Origin of the sequence: Peribacillus huizhouensis (assembly GCF_014138605.1) — a bacterium.
GTDB classification, from domain to species: domain Bacteria; phylum Bacillota; class Bacilli; order Bacillales; family DSM-1321; genus Peribacillus; species Peribacillus huizhouensis.
Map to the genome: position 1 here is coordinate 687,165 of NZ_JACJHX010000001.1, position 21,218 is coordinate 708,382.

The 21,218-nt window shown below is 36.4% G+C and carries 22 protein-coding genes; 8 read left to right on the forward strand and 14 right to left on the reverse strand.

Annotated elements, in window-relative coordinates; genetic code table 11:
- Positions 1 to 142: 142 nt before the first annotated feature.
- The 10 genes from HNP81_RS03125 to HNP81_RS03170 form a co-directional block, all read right to left on the reverse strand.
- On the reverse strand, positions 143 to 472 hold the full coding sequence (locus tag HNP81_RS03125) for a YnfA family protein (RefSeq protein WP_200868692.1): 330 nt from the start codon (positions 470 to 472) through the stop codon (positions 143 to 145).
- Positions 473 to 893: 421 nt separating this feature from the next.
- Positions 894 to 1,973, reverse strand: a complete 1,080-nt coding sequence (locus HNP81_RS03130) for a CopD family protein (RefSeq protein ID WP_246399216.1) — start codon at positions 1,971 to 1,973, stop codon at positions 894 to 896.
- Complete coding sequence (locus HNP81_RS03135; RefSeq protein ID WP_182501517.1) at positions 1,970 to 2,596, reverse strand: copper resistance CopC family protein; 627 nt, start codon at positions 2,594 to 2,596, stop codon at positions 1,970 to 1,972. Before HNP81_RS03135 ends, HNP81_RS03130 begins: the two co-directional genes overlap by 4 nt.
- A complete protein-coding gene (locus HNP81_RS03140; RefSeq protein ID WP_182501518.1) occupies positions 2,596 to 3,219 on the reverse strand; it encodes a class I SAM-dependent methyltransferase in 624 nt (207 codons plus the stop codon). The genes HNP81_RS03135 and HNP81_RS03140 overlap by 1 nt, the downstream gene beginning before the upstream one ends.
- Before the next feature lie 70 nt (positions 3,220 to 3,289).
- Positions 3,290 to 5,425, reverse strand: a complete 2,136-nt coding sequence (locus HNP81_RS03145; protein ID WP_182501519.1) for a heavy metal translocating P-type ATPase — start codon at positions 5,423 to 5,425, stop codon at positions 3,290 to 3,292.
- Complete coding sequence (locus HNP81_RS03150; protein WP_028393311.1) at positions 5,415 to 5,786, reverse strand: ArsR/SmtB family transcription factor; 372 nt, start codon at positions 5,784 to 5,786, stop codon at positions 5,415 to 5,417. The genes HNP81_RS03145 and HNP81_RS03150 overlap by 11 nt, the downstream gene beginning before the upstream one ends.
- A gap of 175 nt (positions 5,787 to 5,961) precedes the next feature.
- Positions 5,962 to 6,459 carry a PCYCGC motif-containing (lipo)protein gene (locus HNP81_RS03155; RefSeq protein ID WP_182501520.1) on the reverse strand — a complete coding sequence of 166 codons (498 nt, stop codon included), beginning with the start codon at positions 6,457 to 6,459 and terminating at the stop codon, positions 5,962 to 5,964.
- A 308-nt stretch (positions 6,460 to 6,767) separates the two neighbouring features.
- Positions 6,768 to 8,186: a SpoVR family protein gene (locus tag HNP81_RS03160; RefSeq protein WP_028393313.1), complete on the reverse strand. Its 1,419-nt coding sequence runs from the start codon at positions 8,184 to 8,186 to the stop codon at positions 6,768 to 6,770.
- A gap of 195 nt (positions 8,187 to 8,381) precedes the next feature.
- Positions 8,382 to 8,690, reverse strand: a complete 309-nt coding sequence (locus HNP81_RS03165) for a DUF3889 domain-containing protein (RefSeq protein WP_182501521.1) — start codon at positions 8,688 to 8,690, stop codon at positions 8,382 to 8,384.
- A 59-nt stretch (positions 8,691 to 8,749) separates the two neighbouring features.
- On the reverse strand, positions 8,750 to 9,727 hold the full coding sequence (locus HNP81_RS03170) for a M14 family zinc carboxypeptidase (protein WP_182501522.1): 978 nt from the start codon (positions 9,725 to 9,727) through the stop codon (positions 8,750 to 8,752).
- Between the two features lie 212 nt (positions 9,728 to 9,939).
- Here HNP81_RS03170 and HNP81_RS03175 point away from each other — a divergent pair, with 212 nt between their 5' ends.
- Positions 9,940 to 10,182, forward strand: coding sequence for a YhdB family protein (locus HNP81_RS03175; protein ID WP_028393315.1), 243 nt, complete (start codon positions 9,940 to 9,942; stop codon positions 10,180 to 10,182).
- A 173-nt stretch (positions 10,183 to 10,355) separates the two neighbouring features.
- Here the strand turns inward: HNP81_RS03175 and HNP81_RS03180 are convergent, their stop codons facing one another.
- Positions 10,356 to 12,086 (reverse strand): phospho-sugar mutase, encoded by a 1,731-nt coding sequence (locus HNP81_RS03180; protein ID WP_182501523.1) that lies wholly within the window; start codon positions 12,084 to 12,086, stop codon positions 10,356 to 10,358.
- 420 nt (positions 12,087 to 12,506) lie between these two features.
- Here HNP81_RS03180 and HNP81_RS03185 point away from each other — a divergent pair, with 420 nt between their 5' ends.
- The gene (locus HNP81_RS03185) at positions 12,507 to 12,938 is read left to right on the forward strand and encodes a disulfide oxidoreductase (RefSeq protein ID WP_028393317.1); all 432 of its coding nucleotides are present in this window, start codon (positions 12,507 to 12,509) and stop codon (positions 12,936 to 12,938) included.
- Entirely contained in the window at positions 12,935 to 13,411 is a 477-nt protein-coding gene (locus HNP81_RS03190) for a thioredoxin family protein (protein ID WP_182501524.1), read from the forward strand. The genes HNP81_RS03185 and HNP81_RS03190 overlap by 4 nt, the downstream gene beginning before the upstream one ends.
- A gap of 137 nt (positions 13,412 to 13,548) precedes the next feature.
- On the opposite strand, the gene HNP81_RS03195 is transcribed toward HNP81_RS03190, so the two are convergent.
- Positions 13,549 to 13,956: a DUF5365 family protein gene (locus HNP81_RS03195; RefSeq protein WP_051405074.1), complete on the reverse strand. Its 408-nt coding sequence runs from the start codon at positions 13,954 to 13,956 to the stop codon at positions 13,549 to 13,551.
- Between the two features lie 208 nt (positions 13,957 to 14,164).
- Between HNP81_RS03195 and HNP81_RS03200 the strand changes: the two genes are divergently transcribed.
- A complete protein-coding gene (locus tag HNP81_RS03200; RefSeq protein WP_312859640.1) occupies positions 14,165 to 15,070 on the forward strand; it encodes an RluA family pseudouridine synthase in 906 nt (301 codons plus the stop codon).
- Positions 15,071 to 15,115: 45 nt separating this feature from the next.
- Here the strand turns inward: HNP81_RS03200 and HNP81_RS03205 are convergent, their stop codons facing one another.
- Positions 15,116 to 15,370, reverse strand: a complete 255-nt coding sequence (locus HNP81_RS03205) for a GlsB/YeaQ/YmgE family stress response membrane protein (RefSeq protein WP_028393320.1) — start codon at positions 15,368 to 15,370, stop codon at positions 15,116 to 15,118.
- Positions 15,371 to 15,829: 459 nt separating this feature from the next.
- Positions 15,830 to 16,660 (reverse strand): aldo/keto reductase, encoded by an 831-nt coding sequence (locus tag HNP81_RS03210; protein ID WP_182501526.1) that lies wholly within the window; start codon positions 16,658 to 16,660, stop codon positions 15,830 to 15,832.
- 601 nt (positions 16,661 to 17,261) lie between these two features.
- On the opposite strand from HNP81_RS03210, the gene HNP81_RS03215 reads away from it, so the two are divergent.
- The 4 genes from HNP81_RS03215 (at position 17,262) to HNP81_RS03230 (ending at position 21,155) form a co-directional block, all read left to right on the forward strand.
- Positions 17,262 to 17,882 carry a DUF47 domain-containing protein gene (locus HNP81_RS03215; protein ID WP_028393322.1) on the forward strand — a complete coding sequence of 207 codons (621 nt, stop codon included), beginning with the start codon at positions 17,262 to 17,264 and terminating at the stop codon, positions 17,880 to 17,882.
- Positions 17,883 to 17,896: 14 nt separating this feature from the next.
- A complete protein-coding gene (locus tag HNP81_RS03220; protein WP_182501527.1) occupies positions 17,897 to 18,895 on the forward strand; it encodes an inorganic phosphate transporter in 999 nt (332 codons plus the stop codon).
- A 162-nt stretch (positions 18,896 to 19,057) separates the two neighbouring features.
- Positions 19,058 to 20,314 (forward strand): PucR family transcriptional regulator, encoded by a 1,257-nt coding sequence (locus HNP81_RS03225; RefSeq protein ID WP_182501528.1) that lies wholly within the window; start codon positions 19,058 to 19,060, stop codon positions 20,312 to 20,314.
- A 16-nt stretch (positions 20,315 to 20,330) separates the two neighbouring features.
- Positions 20,331 to 21,155: an EcsC family protein gene (locus HNP81_RS03230; RefSeq protein WP_028393325.1), complete on the forward strand. Its 825-nt coding sequence runs from the start codon at positions 20,331 to 20,333 to the stop codon at positions 21,153 to 21,155.
- Positions 21,156 to 21,218 lie beyond the last annotated feature (63 nt).

Genomic DNA, 21,218 nt, shown 5'->3' on the forward strand with positions numbered 1-21,218 from the left:
TTCTATTTGAACCTTCGGAAGAAAAAGTCAATCTAAGCTAAATTTTTTTGTTACTCATTACATCCCCTGCTTCATACAACAGTTATGTAATTTAATAAATATTACTGTTTTTACCTTATATTCGTTTTCTTTGCTTGACCCATTATTGCCTTGGTGCCCATAACATAACAGATACACCAATTAAACAAATGACAGCACCTACCCAATCGTACAAATCTGGAGTTTTTTTATCAACTCCCCATCCCCATAAAACTGATAGTATAATAAATACCCCCCCATACGCTGCATAAACGCGACCAAACGAAGGAAATGTTTGAAACGTAGCTACAACTCCATATAAAGCTAGAGCAAGTCCACCTAACATTCCCAAATAAAAGGGCCTTCCTTCACGAAGCCATAGCCAAATGAGATAACCTCCTCCAATTTCTGCTAATCCAGCAAGTAAGAAAACAGCAATCGTATAAATAATCATCTTTACTCACATTCTCCCTAATACATATTGGTAATATTTATTATACATGATCCCATTCAAAATTCGCTTCATTCTCCATAGCCTATTGGAAATAACTCCAACTAAATGTGTAGCATCGACAATCTAAATATCCTTTCACCAGAACTTTTCATTTAAATAGGCTATGTGGTCTTAAAAATTGGCTATGTTATACTTGCCAGGTGATTGAAACGAAAGGCGTCCGCTTTCCGCGGGCGGTCCGGGAGACTCGTATCTCCCACAGGTGTCTCACGTCTTGCGCTGCAATCAACATAGTCCCAATAACAACAATGAGCTTTAACATAGCCTAAACATTAAATTACAAGAAAAAGCCATCCTCCTTTTACAAGAAGATGACTTTGAAATACATTTAGAAATAATAACAACATATTTGTATATGGATCTATACTGTCATTGATAACATCAATCCCATATACATGGCAACCATAAAACTTATTCCGAATAGCAATCCTATATATGGTTTTCTATTTTTAAAACTTACAATAATCATCGCCAAAAATACACATGACATAATGATTAACAATATAGTTTGAAAAAATGGTATGAACTGTACATGCAACGGAACAACAATATCTTTACCTAATATCCATTCTACCCATGTAGAGGCACCTTCCGAAATAACTGTCATATCAATCGCATGAGGGGGCGATAATGTCCCCATTACAGCGGTGAAATAGAATACAAACATTAATAAAATACCTTCACAAATTAACCACGGACGTGGGTTGAAAGAAGAATGATTCATTGCTTTTTTCACTAGAAATCCATTAACAAAAGCAAAAACAACGACAGGTATAATGCTAATATGTTTTAGCAACAGCATCTGTCCATAGGGTAAGACCCAAGATTTCACATAATCTTTCGGTTCTACAATGGGTATCATCAACATAAATCCACTTAGTACAATTACGACTAAACAGACGATAGCAAATGGTGTAAACCAGCGCAAAAATTTTAACCAAGAGGAATGATTTTTTGAAAACCATGAAATATGTATGAGTATACCTGTCCATAAAGAAACGATTAAAAAATGTGTCGTATGAGAGAATAGCCCCTTCCAAAAAGACAGCGATGCACTATGGCTAGCATATCCTACTCCCAGAATCATTAAGAATAACAACAATGCTTGTAAATATTTAGATCCTTTTACATAGATGGTCATCCACAAAAACGTTGCCATAAAACCTATGAAAACCCACGACTTTCCAATCTGAAATTCAGTAAGTACTGTCATGGTCGCCTGCTGCATCCCTACACTGTCCGTAAAATAGGAGATGACTTTCACAATCGGCATTAAAGTAAAAATAATGACACCAAGAGTTGAAAGTAGTAATACAGATTTAGAGACATTCAGCTTTGGCTTACTTTCTTCTGGTACAAACTGCAATGCGATATGTCCGGCCAAAATCGAAAACATTAGATAATTTCCAAATTCCGAAATCGGAATTAGTATATTCATCATTTACGTTTCTTCTTGAACAATACAACTAGACCCATAATTAAAATGGCTAAAAGAAGTACTGTAATAATTGTTGTTACTGTTTTGGTAGATGTTTGATCTTTTGTTTGATCTTTTGTTTGATCTTTTGTTTGATCTTTTGTTTGATCTTTTGTTTGATCTTTTGTTTGATCTTTTGTTTGATCTTCTGTTTGAGTCTCTATTTTATCTTGCTGTTCATTCTCTTGTTTGTTTTCTTCTACCTTTGGTGATGTTGTTTCATTTTTATCACTCATTTGTTCTATTTGTACAGTGAATGAAACCTTGCCAGTTATGGGATGCCCGTCTTCCCCCACAATATTCCAATCAATGATATATGAACCATTCTCAAGTGGTGCAGATAGTGTTCCAACCATTTGCTTGTCTTGTACTAGGATTTGAGAAAGTGGTACTTCTATTCCATCTTTCAATACCTTCATGGTGCTTAGTTTTTCAACCGTTCCTGCGTAGTCGAGCGTGATTTCTTTAAGTTCGTCGGTCACAATTTGACCTTCTTTAGGATTGGATGAAACTAGTTTAGTGTGTGCACTTGCCATTGTAGGGATTGATATGAACATACATATCAATATAAAGAGTAACTTTTTCATTATCGATCCTTTCTTTTGACTAATATTTTTCTATACAACCCTTTCATCATAACATGTTTATCCTCGATAATTTCGCAAGCATTTTCGACAATTTTGTAAACTTCATAAAAATCTAGCCCGATATCAGTACCGATTACTTTAATGATTGGACGCAATACTTTTTGCCCTATACTCATCTTTTTATTTTTTGGTACAAACTTATCAAACACTAAGAATCTTCCATTCTTTTTTAATACTCTGACCATCTCTTTTATAGTTTTTTTCGCATCTGGTACAACTGTTAAAGTTAAGTTAGCGACGATAAAATCAAATGTTTCATTCTCAAACAGCAACTGCTGCGCATCCATTTCTCTAAATGTTATCGATGGATCAGCAAATTTCTTTTTTGACTGTTTCAACATATCCGTAGAGTAGTCAATTGCAGTAATCTTATATCCCTTATTGAGAAGGTAAGGAAGGTCCGCTCCGGTTCCAACACCAATAACTAGAACTTTACTTCCTTGTTCAGTACTTACTACATCAAAAATTTCTTTTCTCGCCCTTAAAAACAATCCCGTATTAAAGACATAATCATATACTGGTGCCCACCACTTATAAATAAATATATTCCACTTGTTATTCAACGTAGCGCAAGCTCCCTTACAATACATTTAAACTATCTGTAGTAGCATCCCTCTGAAGCATCTTTCTCATTTATTTGTCTTTTAATCTAAGAAGCCGTAAGCTGTTGAGAGTAACAAGTATTGTAGCACCCATATCTGCGAAAATAGCGATCCAAAGTGTCAACCATCCAGGTACTACTAATAATAAAGCTACTAGCTTGATGCCTAATGAAAATGTGATGTTTTGTTTGATAATTGATAAAGCCTTTCTGCTGAGTTTTAGCGTATATGGCAGTTTTTCTAAATCATCTGCCATTAGGGCGACATCTGCCGTCTCTAAAGCAATGTCAGTTCCAGCACCGCCCATTGCGATTCCGACCGTGGATGCAGCAAGTGCCGGCGCATCATTTACACCATCTCCAACCATAGCTACTTTTTCATATTTACTTCTCAGATCCTTAATAAAAACTAATTTGTCTTGAGGAAGTAGCTCAGCCTCAATCTCAGAAACACCAACCTGGTTTCCAATTGCCTTTGCTGTACCTACATTATCCCCCGTCAACATAATCGTTCTCTGAATACCTAGTGAGTGAAGCTTTTCTATAACCGCCTTACTGCTTTCCCTCAATTCATCCGCGACCGCTAACAAGGCTAACACACGATTTGAAGTACCAATCAACATGACTGTTTTCCCCTGATTTTGCAATTCAGTGATCGTTTCTTCCATTGTTTCCGGGATTCCTTGCTGAATTATTTCACTAAATAAATAGGGACTTCCTACATAATACGTCTCATCTTTAATCTGTCCTTTTACGCCCTTCCCTGTAATGGCTATGAAGTCTTTGATACTAATTTCTTTATAAGAGATCCTTTCATCTTCTGCCTTTTTCATAATAGCTGAGGCTAATGGGTGTTGAGACCCGTTCTCTAAAGCTGCAGTAATGGCTAGAAGCTCATCCGAGTTCATATCTGTTTGTGGGAGATAATCCGTTACAACAGGTACACCTTTCGTCAATGTCCCCGTTTTATCGAAAGCGATGGCTTTAATTGAGCCCATCTCCTCCAAATGGATTCCTCCTTTAATTAAGACACCATTTCTGGCAGCATTTCCGATTGCTGTTACAATCGAAACAGGCGTTGAAATAACTAGGGCACAAGGACAGCCTACCACCAATACAGCTAATCCTTGGTAAACCCACTTGTTCCAATCAGCATCCAACATTAGCGGCGGAATAACAGCTAGCCCTAAGGCTATTAACATAATCACGGGTGTATAGTATTTTGCAAATCGATCCACGAAAGCTTGAGAAGGGGCTCGTTCCGCTTGTGCTTCCTCAACTAAGTGAATAATCTTAGCAATCGTTGTGTCATCCACAAGTTTAGTAACCCGTACTTCAAGCAAACCTTCCTCATTTAATGTTCCTGCAAATACTTCATCATCCACCTCTTTAGCAACTGGCACCGATTCACCTGTAATAGCCGCTTGATTAATAGTCGATTGACCGTTTACTACGACTCCATCCATCGCAATTTTTTGGCCCGGCTTAACAATCATAATATCGTCAACTTTAATGTCATCCACTTCTACTAAGAAATCCTTAGTACCTCTGCGAATTAACGCTTCTTTCGGGGCGATATTCATTAAGGAGCGAATCGATTGGCGAGCCTTATCCATTGAATAGGATTCTAATGCTTCACTGATTGCGAAAAGAATGACAACGGTAGCGCCTTCCCCCCATTCCCCAATAACAGCAGCGCCTATTACCGCGATCGTCATTAATGTCTTCATATCAAACTGAAAACGAATCAAGTTTTTAAATCCTGTCGTAAATAGACGATAACCGCCAATAATCATGGAAATTACGTAAGCTAATATTGTCGGCACACTTTCTACCTCGTTCAATTGTCCATAAAGATATCCTAATAATAAAAAGACCAGCGAACCGATAACAGTTGAATGCTTTTTCAAAAAAGGCTCTTTAACAACTTCAATTCGTTGTTTTTCAGGCGTCACTTTTAAATTTTCAAACGCACCCGCTTTTTCTAGCGCTTTGATTGAGGTTTTACCAATCACCGTGATTTTCGATGCTCCAAAATTTATACTCGCATCCGTTACCCCATCCAAGTTCTTGACGTTTTTTTCAAATGTTGCAGCACAGCCTGCACAAGAAAAGCCCTGAACTCTATATACTGTTTTTTCTTCTGAAATGTCTAATTTATGATTCATGCACTTCCACCTCCTTTTGGTGCGTAAATGCAATTTGGATTAGTTGCCTAACATGATCATCATCTAAAGAGTAGAAGACTAATTTACCCTCTTTCCTATATTTAGCTAATCCTAAATTTCGAAGTAGCCTTAAGTGATGTGAGGCAGTTGCTGTTGTACATCCAACAATATTGGCAATATCACATACACATAATTCATCTTCTTCACATAACGATAACGCGATTTTAATTCTTGTATCATCAGATAACGCTTTAAAAATTTGTGAGACAGCCATTGTATTTTGATTAGATACAGATTCTTTAACTCTTTTTACTTTTGGCTCATCGACACAAGTTACTTCACATACATCTGTTTGCTTCATTTTTCCACCCCCATTATTCAAATGTTTGTTTGATTATTAGTATATAAAGCATGATTTCAATAGTCAAACAATTGTTTGAATGTTATTAAATTTCAGCCACTTTTTCGATACAAAAAAAAGCAGACCTTCCATCAAGCATTTATGGCAGGTAAATGATAGATGGATGGTCTCATTTTTAAACTTCTGGAGTTGGTGTGGGCTTAGCGTATCCATTCTCATACTTTTTATCAATGGCTTTTCGAATTTCTTTAATAGACTTTCCTTCGCTATAATCAATCACCGATTGTGAAGCTATTTCTAAACAGACACCACATTTGGTTCCATGATCATCCCAAGTAATTGCACCATTACTTTTGTTTTCAAAAATAAAGCAATCATAGTTATTTTTATGGTTTACTGCTTCACCACATCCACAATAACAAGGAATTTTTTCAAGCAACTCTTTATGATTGGCAACGGCGGTATAGATTAATTTCATATCATCTGGCTTATCATCCAAAAATTTTGGCAATTCGTTCACTCCAGTTGTTTCTTCCCGAATATCGCCAATAACATGTCCAACATGTTCTTCTTCGTTATCATTTTTCTTTTCTTCCATAGTGGTATTTGAACACGCTGACACTACCCCAAGCAAAATACAGATCATCATAATTATTAAATATTTAGCTTTCATTTTTTTATCCCTCCCCTGCAAGTTAGGTAAAGTGTAAGCTCCTGGTTTCAAGATAACAAGCCCTATTGGCAATTTTTCTTTAATTTGTAAGAACTAAATCAATACATCTACTTCTAATAATTCTACATTTGGCTAAATCACAAAAGATGTCCCAAAAGGTCAGAACCAGCAAAACTAAAATCAGTTTAAGATATAAGTATAAGAAACACTTCATACTGATTTAGAATGAGATCAGACCCTTATAAGACATCCTTACCCTTTATCCCGCTTTAACGGGCAGTAAAACCCCTATTGATTGAAGTTTCACTTTATAAATATTTCCGATGAACACCTTTTCCATCATACGAAAAGAGTACTTCTTTTTTCTCCATTACCGATTCCAAATGAACAGTGCGTCCCCAAAGCTGGTAAATATAAGGAAGAACCTTCTCTAAATATTTCAAATCCAGCTCAATGTCTTCATACCAATGCTTCAGATAAAGCTCACCGTTTCTCAAATAATCACCATCATTAACCGTAATATATGGAAAGCCACCGTTTACTCGCATGCTAACGAGCTGATCCCGCACATGCTCCCATGCTTTATCTACTACCTTGTAATCTTTTCCTTGTTTTTGGAACAGATACATATCTTCCCTTGTCACTAATTCTTTTGTCAAATAATTCCTTATAAATGATATATCCGCTTCGATTTCTCGAACTTCAAACATCTTTTCACGCCCAGAATTCGGCTTGACGCCAAGTTTCTTCATTTCATCAGTTGGATTATTATATCGTTCTTCAATATCTTCAAAAATTTTCAACCCAAGGTAATATGGATTTATACTTGTACGTGACGGTTGAACCACTCCGGCATTTAGCTTGGCAAATTCCAAAGCTTCTCCCGTTGTCAAATCCAATTCTCTAACGATTCTTTGATGCCAATAAGATGCCCAGCCTTCGTTCATAATTTTCGTTTCAAGCTGTGGCCAAAAATAAAGCATTTCTTCACGCATCATTGTTAATATATCCCTTTGCCATTCTGTTAAATCGCGGCTGTATTGTTCAATGAATAGTAAGATGTCCTTTTCTGGCTGTGGAGGGAATTTCTTTTTCTTCTTCCCAACACTACGGATTGGTTTTTCAGTATGATCCAAAGACCATAAATCATCATATGCGGAGGCAATAGGCTTAATTTCATCCTCATCATTGTCTTCGTCCTCCTTGGACCAAGATAGTTTTGGCCGGATTAAAGACGGATCAATATGTTCATCAATGGCCAATACTGCATCTAGAAAGGTTTCAACCTCTTTTTTACCATGTAGAATCTCATATTGACGAATCCGATCAGCCGTGGCTGCCATGCTTTCGACCATATCACGCTTCGTATTCTGAAATCGTACATTATTTTTGAAGAAATCGCAGTGAGCAAGAACATGCGCAACAATCAATTTGTTTTGTATGAGTGAATTTGAATCTAACAAAAATGCATAGCAAGGATTCGAATTTATTACCAATTCATATATTTTACTCAATCCAAAGTCATATTGAATCTTCATTTTATGAAATTGTTTTCCGAAGCTCCAATGAGAATATCTAGTTGGCATCCCATACGCACCAAATGTGTAGATGATTTCTGACGGGCAAATTTCATACCGCATCGGATAGAAATCCAATCCGAACCCCTCTGCAATCTCTGTAATTTCACTTATCGCATTTTCCAAGGCTTTCTGATCAGCTGTATTCATCCGCCTCTCCCCCTTTTTTCTTCCTTATATTAATGTATGAAAAAAACGAGGGAACATGACGGAAGTTGGCATGGCTCTAATTAAAAGCCTTTCACTTTTTTCCAAACAAGTGATCATAACGCAAAGGAAAAATTCACTAATCCTGTGTCCTCAATACAAAAAGACACAGCTTCCAGCTATGTCTTACAATTCTCTTTATTTACTTTCTTCAACTGTTAAATTTAATAGCTTTTTATTAGCTAGGCTATGTTTGATTTTCACAAGCACATTGAATTCTTTTCCACCTTCAGCTACCAAGAAAAGAAAATCATCTTCGACTATATCATTTGCCAATTGTTTTCGGCCTTTATATTCATAGTCAGTGACTTCTTCAGCCGGATAATTTTCTTGAACAACAGCAATAGCAATTTTACCATATTTTTCATAATCCGGAGTTTGTGCCATAACTGGTTGGAACGTACTGAAGCTGAGAATGAATATAAGTATTCCTATGATTTTCTTCATCTTTTCCCTCCTGTTGCAATGGTATATCTTATAGTATGGATCATATTTTTCTCCTTATTCTAAAGTGTTGAAAGTGCTTCTGATGCAAGCATCAATAAAACAGAACGGTTGCGATTCCATTCTTCATAAATCACATCAATAGGAGGGTTCGTTTCATCGACAAGATGGCTTAACTCAATCGTCATAGCTGGTCGTTCAAACTCGTTAATGAACCAATCTGTATATCCACTTCCATTGGCATATTCCTTAGGAATCGACAGTTTATATCCTGTTTGGGCCGTCACTTTTTTCACTAGATTATAATCACGTAAGATATTCTCCGGCTTATTATGGTAATACCAAAAAATTTCTCGTCCTGAAGTATGATAAGAAACAGCAAGTATTGGTTTAATTTGTTTAGTAAACAGGTAGAGAGCTTTTGTTTCAGAAGCTTCTAGTGGTTTCTTTCCTTTATAAAATTGATATTGTGGTGTCTGTGTATTTGTATCCACTTCATTCCACCCAGCAGGATATTGACGGTTTAAATCTATCCCTTTTGCGTTCGCTTTCCACCTTGACCAGTTCGTGCTAAAGTTGTTCATCCTAAACAATGCCCATTTTTCCTTGAGGTCAAATGCGGATAAATCCCCCTGTTGGATTTGAACACCATCTGGGTTTACCATAGGAACAAATATAAGGCTGACTTCATCTAATATATTTGTGGGATACCCATCAATGGTTACATTATATTCATAAGCTTTAGCATATGCTTTGATCATTTTCATGATTAATAAGGTAGAGAGCCATTCTCTGCCATGATGCGAACCATTAATCAAAATAGATTTTTTTCCTTTTCCTAGCTTAACTGCCCAAATATCCTTTCCCATTTCTGAGTGACCAATCGACATCAAGTTAAGATGGTAGCGCTTTTTCAAATCCATTATTTCTTTTTCATATTGCAAAACAGAATAAACAGGAGTTTTTGTTTTTGTTTCAACTTGAAGGGGATAACTAAGCAAAATCAAGGTTCCTACTATGGATACGATGAATCTTTTCATACATGCACCACCTACGTTTAATCAGGTGGTAACCCCACCTACTCAATTTTAATAAGGGAATATTACTGATGTGACAGTTTAATGGTGCAAAAATTTCTTTAACCAGGTAAAAAGCAACAATCCCGTTTCAGCGACATCTCCACATTTTACATTGTAATGAACGAGCGCGTTTACACAAACTACAAATAGCTCCTTAGTAAGGAGGAACTTTTATGACTAAAACGGATTATGACAGAGCTTTGTTTTACACACACAGATCAGAATGGGATAATTTGCTTATTTTAATGGTCCGTACGAAAGATCATTTTCTTTCAAAAAAGATTGAACGTTTTTTACACGCCTACCACTTTAATCACGACTACAGGCTTATTGAAACACATTTATATACATTACTTCGTTATCTCGATCACGCAGCTGAAAATACAACAGATTATTTTGAGTTGCTTCCAAGCTAGCTTTGCAATAGCTTCTGCAAATTGGAAGAATATATACAAGAAGAGAGGATGTCCTAAAGAGATAGACCTTGCAACTAAATCCAGTATTAATTAAGTGTATGAGACACTAATACTGATTATAGTGCGAAGTCAGACCCTTATAAGACATCCTCTCTTCTTTACCTAAACGCTCATTAAATCAATTGTTGAATACTTGTCATGAAGTCTTCCATCACTACTGACAATTTTTCTTTCGCATCTTTCATCGTCTTTCCTTGAATACCAAAGTAAAATTTGATTTTTGGTTCCGTACCTGATGGTCGTAAACATACCCAGGTGCCATCTTCTAAAAAATACTTTAGTACATTCGATTTAGGTAGGTCAATTGGGGTTTGTTCATTTTTTAATAAAAAGAACTTTTGACTGCTTTGGTAATCTTCTTGTACAACTACATGTTTTCCAGCAATTTCTTTTGGTGGATTTTCACGAAACTCATTCAATATACCTTGAATTTGTCTAGCCCCATTAATTCCTTTAAGCGTTAGTGATTGTAATCCTTCCAAATAGAAGCCGTATTTTCCAAAAACCTCTAATAACCCTTCATACAATGTCATGCCTTGTTGTTTGTAATACGCACACACCTCTGTAGCTAGAACAACAGATTGAATGGCATCTTTATCTCTAGCGAAATCTTTAATTAAATAGCCATAGCTCTCTTCATATCCAAATAAAAACTGGTGTTCACCTGTTTGATGATATTGACCAATTTTCTCGGCAATGAATTTAAACCCAGTAAGGACATCTACGGTTTTTAACCCATAACTGGCAGCAATTGTACGGCCGATTTCAGAGGTCACTATTGTTTTCAATACAACGCCATTTGCAGGCAATGTACCTTTTTGTTGTTTTTGTTTTAATAAATAGTCCAAGAACAATGCACCCGTTTGATTTCCAGTTAAAACCACATATTTTCCATCCAAGTCTTTCACAGCGACTCCTAGACGATCGGCATCTGGATCGGTGGCTATTAATAGATCCGCATCTACTTGGCTACCAAGCTCTATGGCCAATTCAAATGCCGCTGGTTCCTCTGGATTTGGCGAGGAAACAGTAGAAAAGTTCGGATCAGGAAACTCTTGTTCCTTTACAACGTGAACGTTCTTATATCCTAGATCTTTCAATGCACGTTGTACAGATTTGTTAGCTGTACCGTGAAGCGGTGAAAAGACAATTGAAATATCCGTTTCCGCTGCAAGTAATGGACTTTCTGGAATGCTTAACAATTGTTCATTATAAGCTGTATCTAACTCTTCTCCAATGGAAACGATAAGCCCTTTTTCCTTTAATATTTCAGTATCTCCAACTTGAAGAACAAGTTCATTTTCAATTGCATTCACATATTGAATAACTTTATCTGCCTCAGCTGGTGGCAATTGAGCACCATCAGGACCATATACTTTATAACCGTTATATTCAGGTGGATTATGGCTTGCAGTAATCACTATTCCCGCTGTCGCATTTAATTCTCGAACGGCAAAGGACAATTCTGGAGTTGGACGCAGTTCATCTGAGAGGTAGGCTTTAATTCCAGAAGTCGCAAGGGTCTTGGCTGCTTCTAAGGCAAATTCTGGTGACTTATGACGAGAATCATAGGCAATGACTACACCGCGCTTTTTCGCTTCCTCACCAAATGATTCTATATATTGAGCTAGTCCCAACGTTGCCTTGCGAACTGTATAGACATTCATCCTATTCGTTCCTGCGCCAATTTCCCCACGCATTCCACCTGTCCCAAACTCAAGGTTTTTATAAAAGGCATCCTCAAGTAACGCATCATCGCCTTCTAATTGCTCAAGCAAAACTCGTAATTCATTGTCTAAATTTTGATCCTCTATCCATTTTACGTATGTATCTCTCCAATTCACAGGCACAGTCCCCTTTTCAATTACATGGATAATATTTAGAAAATTCGAATTTGGATATATTTCCTTTTTACCGTACCACATTTGTATAAAAAAAAGAAGTAGAAAAAGCGACAGTTTCCAAAGTAGTGGTCAAAGCCCATTACAACTAAAAAAGGTAGCAAACAAAGAAGTTTTTTCTACTGATTTAGAATCTCAAAGCACACCTTTTTTAGACCTCTCTTCTTGTTTAATCATCGCACCATTCACTTCATTTGAAAACTTGTTCAACTGGTTTCGATACCCCTAATTCCTTAAATATCAATCCGCTTTCGTACAAGCAATATTGCTTAATAACTTTTAGTAAGTATATTTATTTTACAGAAGGGCTTTGGACATACTATAATTTTTATGAAAAAACAATAGATGGAGAGAAGATGAAAAATGATAAAAGATAAGCGTGAAAACTATTTATTCTTTGCGTGGGCAGTATCTGTCATCGCAACGCTTGGCAGCTTGTACTTTTCCGAGATTAAACAATATGAGCCATGTAGCCTATGTTGGTTCCAAAGAATTGTCATGTATCCATTTACTGTCTTATTAGGGATTGCGGTTGCAAGAAAAGATTATCGTATTAGTTTATATACCATGATTCTATCCGGGATTGGAGCTCTTATTTCAAGCTATCATTATTTAATTCAAAAAGTTTCTTTCTTCGGAGATCATGCCGTTTCTTGTGGCAGGGTTCCGTGTACAGGGCAGTATATTAACTGGTTCGGCTTTATTACCATACCGTTCCTTGCTTTGACTGCATTCGTCCTAATCTTCATCTGTAGCACTATCATCTGGAAAAAATCCAAGGAGGAGTACGCATGAAAAAAATCATTATTTTTCTAGTCGTTATTTTAGCGTTGTTCGCAACATTAGGAATTGTAACGACTATGCAAAAAGACGAAAAATTAAAGGCAACAGATAATCCATATGGTACGGACAAGCTTGAGCCAGCAACTATAGATCAATTGGATGATCCAAACTATCAAAACATCATCCTTCCAGCGCAATTAAATAAGAAGCTAGAAGCAAAAGAGGATGTGGCTGTTTATTACTTCAGTCCTCTTTGCGAACATTGCCAAAGAACCACTCCCATTGTGGCTCCAATCGCTGAAGAAATGGGCATCGACCTTGTTCAATACAATCTTCTTGAATTCGAACAAGGCTGGAATGATTACAATATAAAGGCAACACCAACAATTGTCTACTATAAAAATGGCGTGGAACAAGCCCGCATCATGGGTGAAAATGATGAAGCAACGTTTAAACAATGGTTTGAAAACAATGGCGTTAATTAATGAAAAGAAGCTCCTTTTTAAGTACTTGTTCACTTATAATACACTAAAAGATAATTAAGATTTTTTCCTTTGCAAGATGATTAAGAGGCTGACGAATTTGCGTCAGCCTCTTATTTAGGTAAAATGAAGGATAATGACTAGTTTAAAAATTGTCTTGTCGGCTCTTCATAAAGCATTGAAGAGTTTTCTTCATTTACATCATTTGATTGTAGAAAGTGATTGCTAAAAAAAGGGAAAAACATACCGTTTTCATTAAGTAATTGAATATTTTTGCTTAATAGTAATTCCATTTTCGTTTTAACCGAACGCTGTTCATTTTTTCCATTTCTCTCTAGAATCGTGATGATAACTTGCAAACTAGTCATAATCTGATACGCTCTTTTTAACGTCTCTGCATATGCTTCAGACTTCAGCACTCCAATTTTTTTAAAATGTGCGATTTCAGTTTCTGGAAAATACTTCGGAAAAACAAAATCAAAAAAATATGAAACAAGATTCTCTATTCTTTGTTCTTGTTCATAAGTAGAAGAGTAAACAATCTTCACGAACAACCCACCCTTGTAAATCAATAAGTATGATAATGGTTTCAGTTTCTTCCAATAGAATACCATAAGAATCAGGAAGGAAGGGAGGGAAATATCACCACTTATTTTTTATTTCTAGGTAGAAAGATTCACAAAAATCCCATTAGCCTGTCAGAAAATGTAGTATTATGTCGAATTATTTATTAATATGTCGAAAGTGGTGGAAAAAGTGCTTAATAATAAGCGAAATCAAGATAATTTGGTAATTACTGCACCTCAAAAATGGAATGAATTAACAATAGAAAAACTTATGAAAGACTATTGGAAAGCACCAAAAAAACTGGTACATGAATGGCGAATGAGTAAAAAGGTAACAATTAACGGAGAAACGGCTCAGTGGACTAAACCTCTACAAGAAGGTGATTCGCTTGGCATTCCCGTATTCGAATGTCCTCTCACTGATTTACCGGTGCCGAATGATCTCCAAATCGATATTTTGTATGAAGATGATCACCTCTTAGTTGCTAATAAACGGGCAGGTATGGATACCCATCCAACAAACCCCAAACAAACTAATACACTCCTCAATGGAGTTGCATATCATGTAGCAATAACGAATCAAAAGCCGTTTATCAAACATATCCATCGCCTTGATAAAGATACAACAGGTGCAGTGCTGTTTGCGAAAAACCCCTTTGTTGGTGCAATTCTAGATCGAATGTTAGAAGATCGTACAATAACTAGGACCTATGTTGCTTTAGTAGAAGGGAAAATGAATAGTGAACAAGGTTGCATCGATGCAAAGATAGGCCGAGACCGCCACCACGCAACCAGAAGAAGAGCATCTCTAACTGGACAAACAGCAATCACTCATTATAAAGTTCTAAAATTTTTTCCTAAAAAAAATGTAACAATGGTAAGCTGTACATTAGACAGTGGGCGCACCCATCAAATACGGGTTCACTTTAGTCATATTCAACACCCATTAGCAGGCGATACATTGTATGGGGGAAAGAAAACTTACCATCGACAAGCTTTACATGCCCGAAAAATTGAATTTATTCATCCTATTACTGAAGAAAAACTGTGTATACCTGCACCTTATTTAGATGAACCGCCTATTTTTACCATATAAAAAAAGGATGCCAAATTGGCATCCATTTTTTATATGGTGATAGGTCTATGAAGCGCGACGTGTACCACGCAAGATTAGACTTAAGATAAATACGAAGACGATAGCACCTATCAATGATGGAATAATCGCGAAGTTAGAGACAACAGGTCCCCAATTACCTAAAATTAATGAACCTAACCAAGCACCCACGAAACCTGCGATAATATTTCCGATAATACCAAACGGCACATCACGTCCAATAATCATTCCTGCTAACCAACCGATAATCCCACCAATAATTAATGACCAAAGAAAACTCATATTATTTAATTCCTCCTTAAATTTTTTTATTCTAAAAGCTAAGAGTTAAAGTTTTCTCTTACTTTTATTGAACGGCAGCTTTTTAGGGTCCAATCAAATTCGGGTGACCTATTCCTATAATATTGAATAATATCCTTGTTCTAAACTAATCAACTGCAAAGTCACCCTTCACCCCACTCGGATAATTAATACCGAATCATTACTTGCCGTCTTATATAGTTACTTTCCCCCTTTTCACATTCTAAAACCAAAAAAATTTGAATAAAAAAATGTAATTATTTCAATGATTATTATTGAGCAAAGCGGGTATAGCTAATTTCCCTCTTTGAGCTAGAACCGAGTTTTAAAGTCAAACCCTCAAACATAAAAAAACCTGAAACAAGCAACGATCTGCTTGTTTCAGGTTTTTATCCCGCATTAACGGGCTGTGTAACCCCACTGATTAAAGTTTCACTTTATTTAAAACTTCACTTCGTCAGGGTTTGATCCATAACGTTCATTAAGATTTAATGCATCAATTTTGTTCATCTCGTCCAAGCTTAATTCGAAGTCAAAACTTTTAGCATTCGCTTCAATTCTAGAAGGAGTAATTGATTTAGGTATAGCTATCGTACCATGCTGTAAATGCCATCTAATTAAGATTTGCGCGGCAGATTTATTATGTTTTTTAGCTAAGTGATTGATGGTTGGTTCATCAATAAGATGTCCTTGACCAAGCGGACCCCATGCCTCAACTTTAATGTCATGCTTTTTACAAAACTCTCTAATTTCAGGCTGTGAAAGACGTGGATGTAGCTCAATCTGATTTACAACTGGTTTAATTTCTGCATTTGCTAATAAGTTCTCCAAATGATGAACATGGAAGTTACTTACCCCGATGGCACGTACACGGCCTTCCTTATAAAGAGTTTCAAGTGCTTTCCAAGTTTCAATATATTTATCTTGCCCTGGCCAATGAATTAAGTATAAATCCAAATAATCAAGTCCAAGTCGTTCAAGGCTTGCTTCATATGCTTTTAAGGTTGATTCGTACCCCTGATCCGTATTCCAAACTTTAGATGTGATGAAAAGTTCCTCACGAGGAATTCCGCTTTCTTTAATTGCCTGCCCCACACCTTCTTCATTTTTATAAATAGCAGCAGTATCGATGGAACGGTATCCTACTTCTAACGCTTTCTTTACTGATTCAACAGTTTGACTTCCATTTTCAACCTTGAAAACACCAAAACCGAGCTGTGGAATTTCTACACCGTTATGTAATGTGATAGTTTCGCTTATACTTTTGATCATCGAATAACCTCCTCTATAATTACAAAGATTATACCATTAACTGGTTTCTTCTTCTAAAGAAATGGTTTGGATAAAGTTAAAATTCAGTAGCAGAGGGAGTTCTTCAACCCATACTGATTGTTATTCCCGTTCTATAGTCGTTACTATCTCCGCACAGCGTAGGTAAATCGACTCTAGAGCTTAGGTTCAATTACTCACAGATTAAGTACAACGCGTCCTCATGTCTTCTTCTGTGTGCCCCACAATCTGTTGGCGCAATCTATACCTTTGCGTAACTCTCGGTAAGTTTCACTGTATTTCACTAATCGGAGGTTTACTGTCCATTAATACAGGTAAAAGAAAAGAACCGTTTTGTCTATATCCATTTCTCAAAAAATACATAACCTTATATTATAATTGAACTTTATTGATGTAGAAAGCACACATTATAATGTATTTTAAATTTTCTGTATTTGTTTTGTTAAGTTTTTGTAAATTTTCGTCGAAATATCTTCCCTATAACTAATAGAATTCGTTACAATAAGTTCGCTAATACTATACATAGGCTATTGCCTTTTAAATGTTAAATCTATACCAATTCTGCTTTTATGGGGGTTTTCAAATGGTTTTCAAATCAAAGAAAGACAAGTTCGCACATGCTCTTATTAATATTTCTCAAAATTTAAAAGAGAGCGCTGATTATTTTCATGATTTTAAATTGAAGAATGTTAGCGATCTTAAGGTTTTCTCAGAAATGATGAAAGAGTATGAGCATAAAGGCGATGATATGGTCCATGGCGTTATTACAGACTTAAATAATGCCTTCATTACGCCAATTGAGCGTGAAGATATCCTATTACTAACAATGAGCATGGACGATGTGTTAGATGGCCTTGAACACTGCGCTGCTTTGTTTGAAATGTATTCAATTATCCATGCGGATGAATATATGTTGAAGTTTGTCGAAGCGATTAAAGAATGTACGTATGAAATTGAAAAATCTGTTGACCTTTTAACAACAAAAAAATTATTAGATATTCGTGAACACGCGATTAAAATTAAAGATTTGGAATCAGTTTGTGATGGAATTCAACGTCAATCCATTAAAAATCTGTTTTCAGTTGAAAAAGATCCAATTCGTATTATCCAATATAAAGAAATTTATGAAAGCCTTGAAGAAATTGCTGACCATTGTCAGACTGTCGCCAATACACTTGAAACTATTATCATGAAAAACGCGTAAGGAGTCTTCCACATATGGATAGTTTATTTCTATTAACGATATTAATCGTCATCTTTGCACTTGGATTTGACTTTATCAATGGTTTCCATGATACAGCCAATGCCATTGCAACTTCTGTTTCAACGAAAGCTCTTAAACCACGCCATGCGATTATCTTAGCTGCAACAATGAACTTCGTTGGTGCTATGACATTCACAGGCGTTGCCAAAACCATAACAAAAGACATCGTTGACCCGTTTACCATACCGAATGGTTCCACTGTCATTCTTGCTGCCCTTATTGCAGCCATTGCTTGGAATTTAATCACTTGGTATTACGGAATTCCTAGCAGTTCTTCTCATGCTTTGATTGGTTCAATTGCAGGCGCAGCGATTGCGGCGGCTGGTTTTACAGAAATTAAATGGAGCGGATTTTTAAAGATCCTTCAAGCTCTAATCATTTCACCAATTCTCGCATTTGCGGTTGGATTTATCGTTTATTCCATTATTAAAGTGATCTTTAAAAATAATAATTTAACAAAAACTAACAAGCAATTCCGTACGATTCAAATTGCTACGGCAGCCCTTCAATCGTACTCACATGGAACAAATGACGCTCAAAAAGCTATGGGAATTATCACTCTTGCTTTAATAACAAATGGCTACACAACATCCAGTGACATTCCATTCTGGGTACAATTCTCTTGTGCGCTGGCAATGGGTCTTGGTACATCGGTCGGTGGTTGGAAAATCATTAAAACTGTTGGTGGAAAAATCATGAAAATCCGTCCTGTAAATGGAGTTGCTGCCGATTTAACTGGCGCTGCCATTATCTTCGGAGCAACACTTATTCACTTACCGGTTAGTACAACTCATGTTATCTCTTCATCTATCCTTGGTGTCGGTTCTGCTCACCGGATTAAAGGTGTGAAATGGGGTACTGCCAAGAGCATGATTATTACTTGGTTTATCACATTACCGATTTCAGCAACGCTTGCAGGTTTGATTTACTTCATCCTTCATTTATTTTTATAATACTTTTAAGCTCCTTTCCGTGCTAATAAGCGGAAGGGTTTTTTTATTGCCCAAATTTTTCATTTCCCCCTTTTCATAAAACTAATTCTTTCTTATATATCAAAAAGTAGATTAAAATTAAATATATGAAAAATAACTTTTTATTAAGGGGAAATTAATCATATGCATGGTGGGGAGAAAAATCGAGACATTTTCAAAGGGTTATTTGGTGATATGATGGAATTTGCTGACCGAATCAGTTCCGTTCTGGGCGGACCAGTTACCATCGAAGACGGCAACCATCGATTACTAGCTTATAGTAGGCATGAAGATACGACCGATTTAGCGAGAATTTCTACAATACTTGGCAGAAGAGTGCCTGAAAAGGTAATTAATCGCTTATGGAATGAGGGCGTCATTCCTGCCCTTTTAGATGGGGATGTTCCTATTAAAGTCAGCTCTATTGAAGGTGTTGGTCTCGGGAATCGAGCTGCTGTTTCGATACGGAAAAACAAAGATGTACTAGGGTTTATATGGGTTCTTGAAGTGAATCAGCCATTTACAGGAGAAGATTTACAATTTCTACAATTAGCAGCCCAGGAAGCCAAAAATCAGCTGCTACAGCATCAATTAAAGAAACAACAGAAAGATGCAAATAATAAGGAATTCTTATGGAGACTTCTTACCGGCCATTTCCAAGGAGAAAATGATATTAAAGAAGCCCTATCTAAGTATTCGCTTCCGATACCAACCCTCTTTTCCATCATCGTATTCGAATTTCCAGAAATCATTGATGAAAAAGTTGAACGACATATTTATTATATGCTTACTATCACGCAAAAGATTAGAGTGTACTTATTTATGACTGATCAGAACAAGCTCATTTTATTGAATGTTACAGACGATGTCGAACAACTTTCTACTTCGGTACATTCATTTATTCCTTTCTTCATTAGGGAAATGAAAAGCCGCTTCGGTGTGGAAGGAATTCTAGGCAGCTCAGGCCTTTCCTACTCTCATCTTTCCAACGGGATTAATAGCTATCAAGAAGCCCTTTATACCTTAAAAATTAAAATGGCATTTCCTGAGGATACCACCTCGATTATTTATTATGAAGACCTGGGATTATACAAAGAGTTCGATTATTTTTTACAACAAAGATCAGCTGTTCAACAAGTGCATCCCTCGATAACTAAATTAGAAAAATATGATTCAAAACACCAGACCGAGTTATTGCGGACGCTTGAAGTTTATTTTGATAGAGACTGCAGCCAAAATGATGCCGCAAAACAGCTGCATATCCATGTAAATACACTTAACTATCGCTTGAAACGAATTGTAGAAATTGGACATGTTCGTCTGAATGATCCTATGCAAAAAATGACCATCTTTCTCGAATTAAAAATTAGGCATTATAAAGACTTTTTAAGAAAAAAATAAAAGGATGGGATAATCCTTGAACAATGAATCAAAAGAATATTTAGAATCAGAACTGCAAATTATAAACAAATGGGAAAAGGAGCAAAAAGGGTTATGGTTTTGGGAGAAAATTGGACGTTTACCCTTTAAGTTACTTGATAAAGCAACCCCGGCATTTATTCAAGACAAGATCGCTCTCTTTCTGGATGAATTAGGAAGCTTCGTTCAAAGTGGCGGGCAGTATTTAACGAAAGAACAGTCCGTCTTTAAGCGAATTGAAGGTTATATCCCAGGAAAATCCATTAAATCTGTGGAAGAGTGCGCAAATGTTTCGCTACATGTCATGAGTTCTGTAAGCGAAGACATAAAAAAAACCAATAGCAAGCTTGCAACAGTACAAGGGGCATCTACTGGAATTGGAGGGATTTTCACGCTGACCATTGACGTCCCTTTATTATTAAGTTTGTCTTTAAAAACCTTACAGGATATCTCACTAGCATATGGTTTTGATCCGAAAGACAAAGAAGAACGAGTTTTTATTGTTAAGTGCTTGCAATTTGCGACAGCAGATATCGTTGGCAAAGAAGCGATATTAAATGATTTATCCTCATTTCACAGCAATGAACAAGTTGGTCGGAAGGAAATGGTAAGTCAGCTTCAAGGTTGGCGTGAAGTCGTCTATACATATCGCGATCAATTTGGTTGGAAGAAACTCCTGCAAATGATTCCGATTGCCGGGATGGTCTTTGGAGCTTTTACCAATCGGAGCATGATTGCAGACGTAGCTGAAGTTGGTAATATGCTTTATCGGAAACGCCGGATTTTGCTGCGATTAGAAGCAAAGCAAAAACAGATTCATTGAGTGTTTGTGAAATTCCACAAATATTCATTTTAGAATTTTCTAATTTCACATATCATATTTTTT

Excerpts from the sequence above, each read along its gene's own strand:
- HNP81_RS03125 (WP_200868692.1), bottom strand. The coding sequence starts at position 472 with ATGATTATTTATACGATTGCTGTTTTCTTACTTGCTGGATTAGCAGAA.
- HNP81_RS03130 (WP_246399216.1), bottom strand. The coding sequence starts at position 1,973 with ATGATGAATATACTAATTCCGATTTCGGAATTTGGAAATTATCTAATG.
- HNP81_RS03135 (WP_182501517.1), bottom strand. The coding sequence starts at position 2,596 with ATGAAAAAGTTACTCTTTATATTGATATGTATGTTCATATCAATCCCT.
- HNP81_RS03145 (WP_182501519.1), bottom strand. The coding sequence starts at position 5,425 with ATGAATCATAAATTAGACATTTCAGAAGAAAAAACAGTATATAGAGTT.
- HNP81_RS03150 (WP_028393311.1), bottom strand. The coding sequence starts at position 5,786 with ATGAAGCAAACAGATGTATGTGAAGTAACTTGTGTCGATGAGCCAAAA.
- HNP81_RS03155 (WP_182501520.1), bottom strand. The coding sequence starts at position 6,459 with ATGAAAGCTAAATATTTAATAATTATGATGATCTGTATTTTGCTTGGG.
- HNP81_RS03160 (WP_028393313.1), bottom strand. The coding sequence starts at position 8,186 with ATGAATACAGCTGATCAGAAAGCCTTGGAAAATGCGATAAGTGAAATT.
- HNP81_RS03165 (WP_182501521.1), bottom strand. The coding sequence starts at position 8,690 with ATGAAGAAAATCATAGGAATACTTATATTCATTCTCAGCTTCAGTACG.
- HNP81_RS03170 (WP_182501522.1), bottom strand. The coding sequence starts at position 9,727 with ATGAAAAGATTCATCGTATCCATAGTAGGAACCTTGATTTTGCTTAGT.
- HNP81_RS03175 (WP_028393315.1), top strand. The coding sequence starts at position 9,940 with ATGACTAAAACGGATTATGACAGAGCTTTGTTTTACACACACAGATCA.
- HNP81_RS03185 (WP_028393317.1), top strand. The coding sequence starts at position 12,507 with ATGATAAAAGATAAGCGTGAAAACTATTTATTCTTTGCGTGGGCAGTA.
- HNP81_RS03190 (WP_182501524.1), top strand. The coding sequence starts at position 12,935 with ATGAAAAAAATCATTATTTTTCTAGTCGTTATTTTAGCGTTGTTCGCA.
- HNP81_RS03205 (WP_028393320.1), bottom strand. The coding sequence starts at position 15,370 with ATGAGTTTTCTTTGGTCATTAATTATTGGTGGGATTATCGGTTGGTTA.
- HNP81_RS03210 (WP_182501526.1), bottom strand. The coding sequence starts at position 16,660 with ATGATCAAAAGTATAAGCGAAACTATCACATTACATAACGGTGTAGAA.
- HNP81_RS03215 (WP_028393322.1), top strand. The coding sequence starts at position 17,262 with ATGGTTTTCAAATCAAAGAAAGACAAGTTCGCACATGCTCTTATTAAT.
- HNP81_RS03220 (WP_182501527.1), top strand. The coding sequence starts at position 17,897 with ATGGATAGTTTATTTCTATTAACGATATTAATCGTCATCTTTGCACTT.
- HNP81_RS03225 (WP_182501528.1), top strand. The coding sequence starts at position 19,058 with ATGCATGGTGGGGAGAAAAATCGAGACATTTTCAAAGGGTTATTTGGT.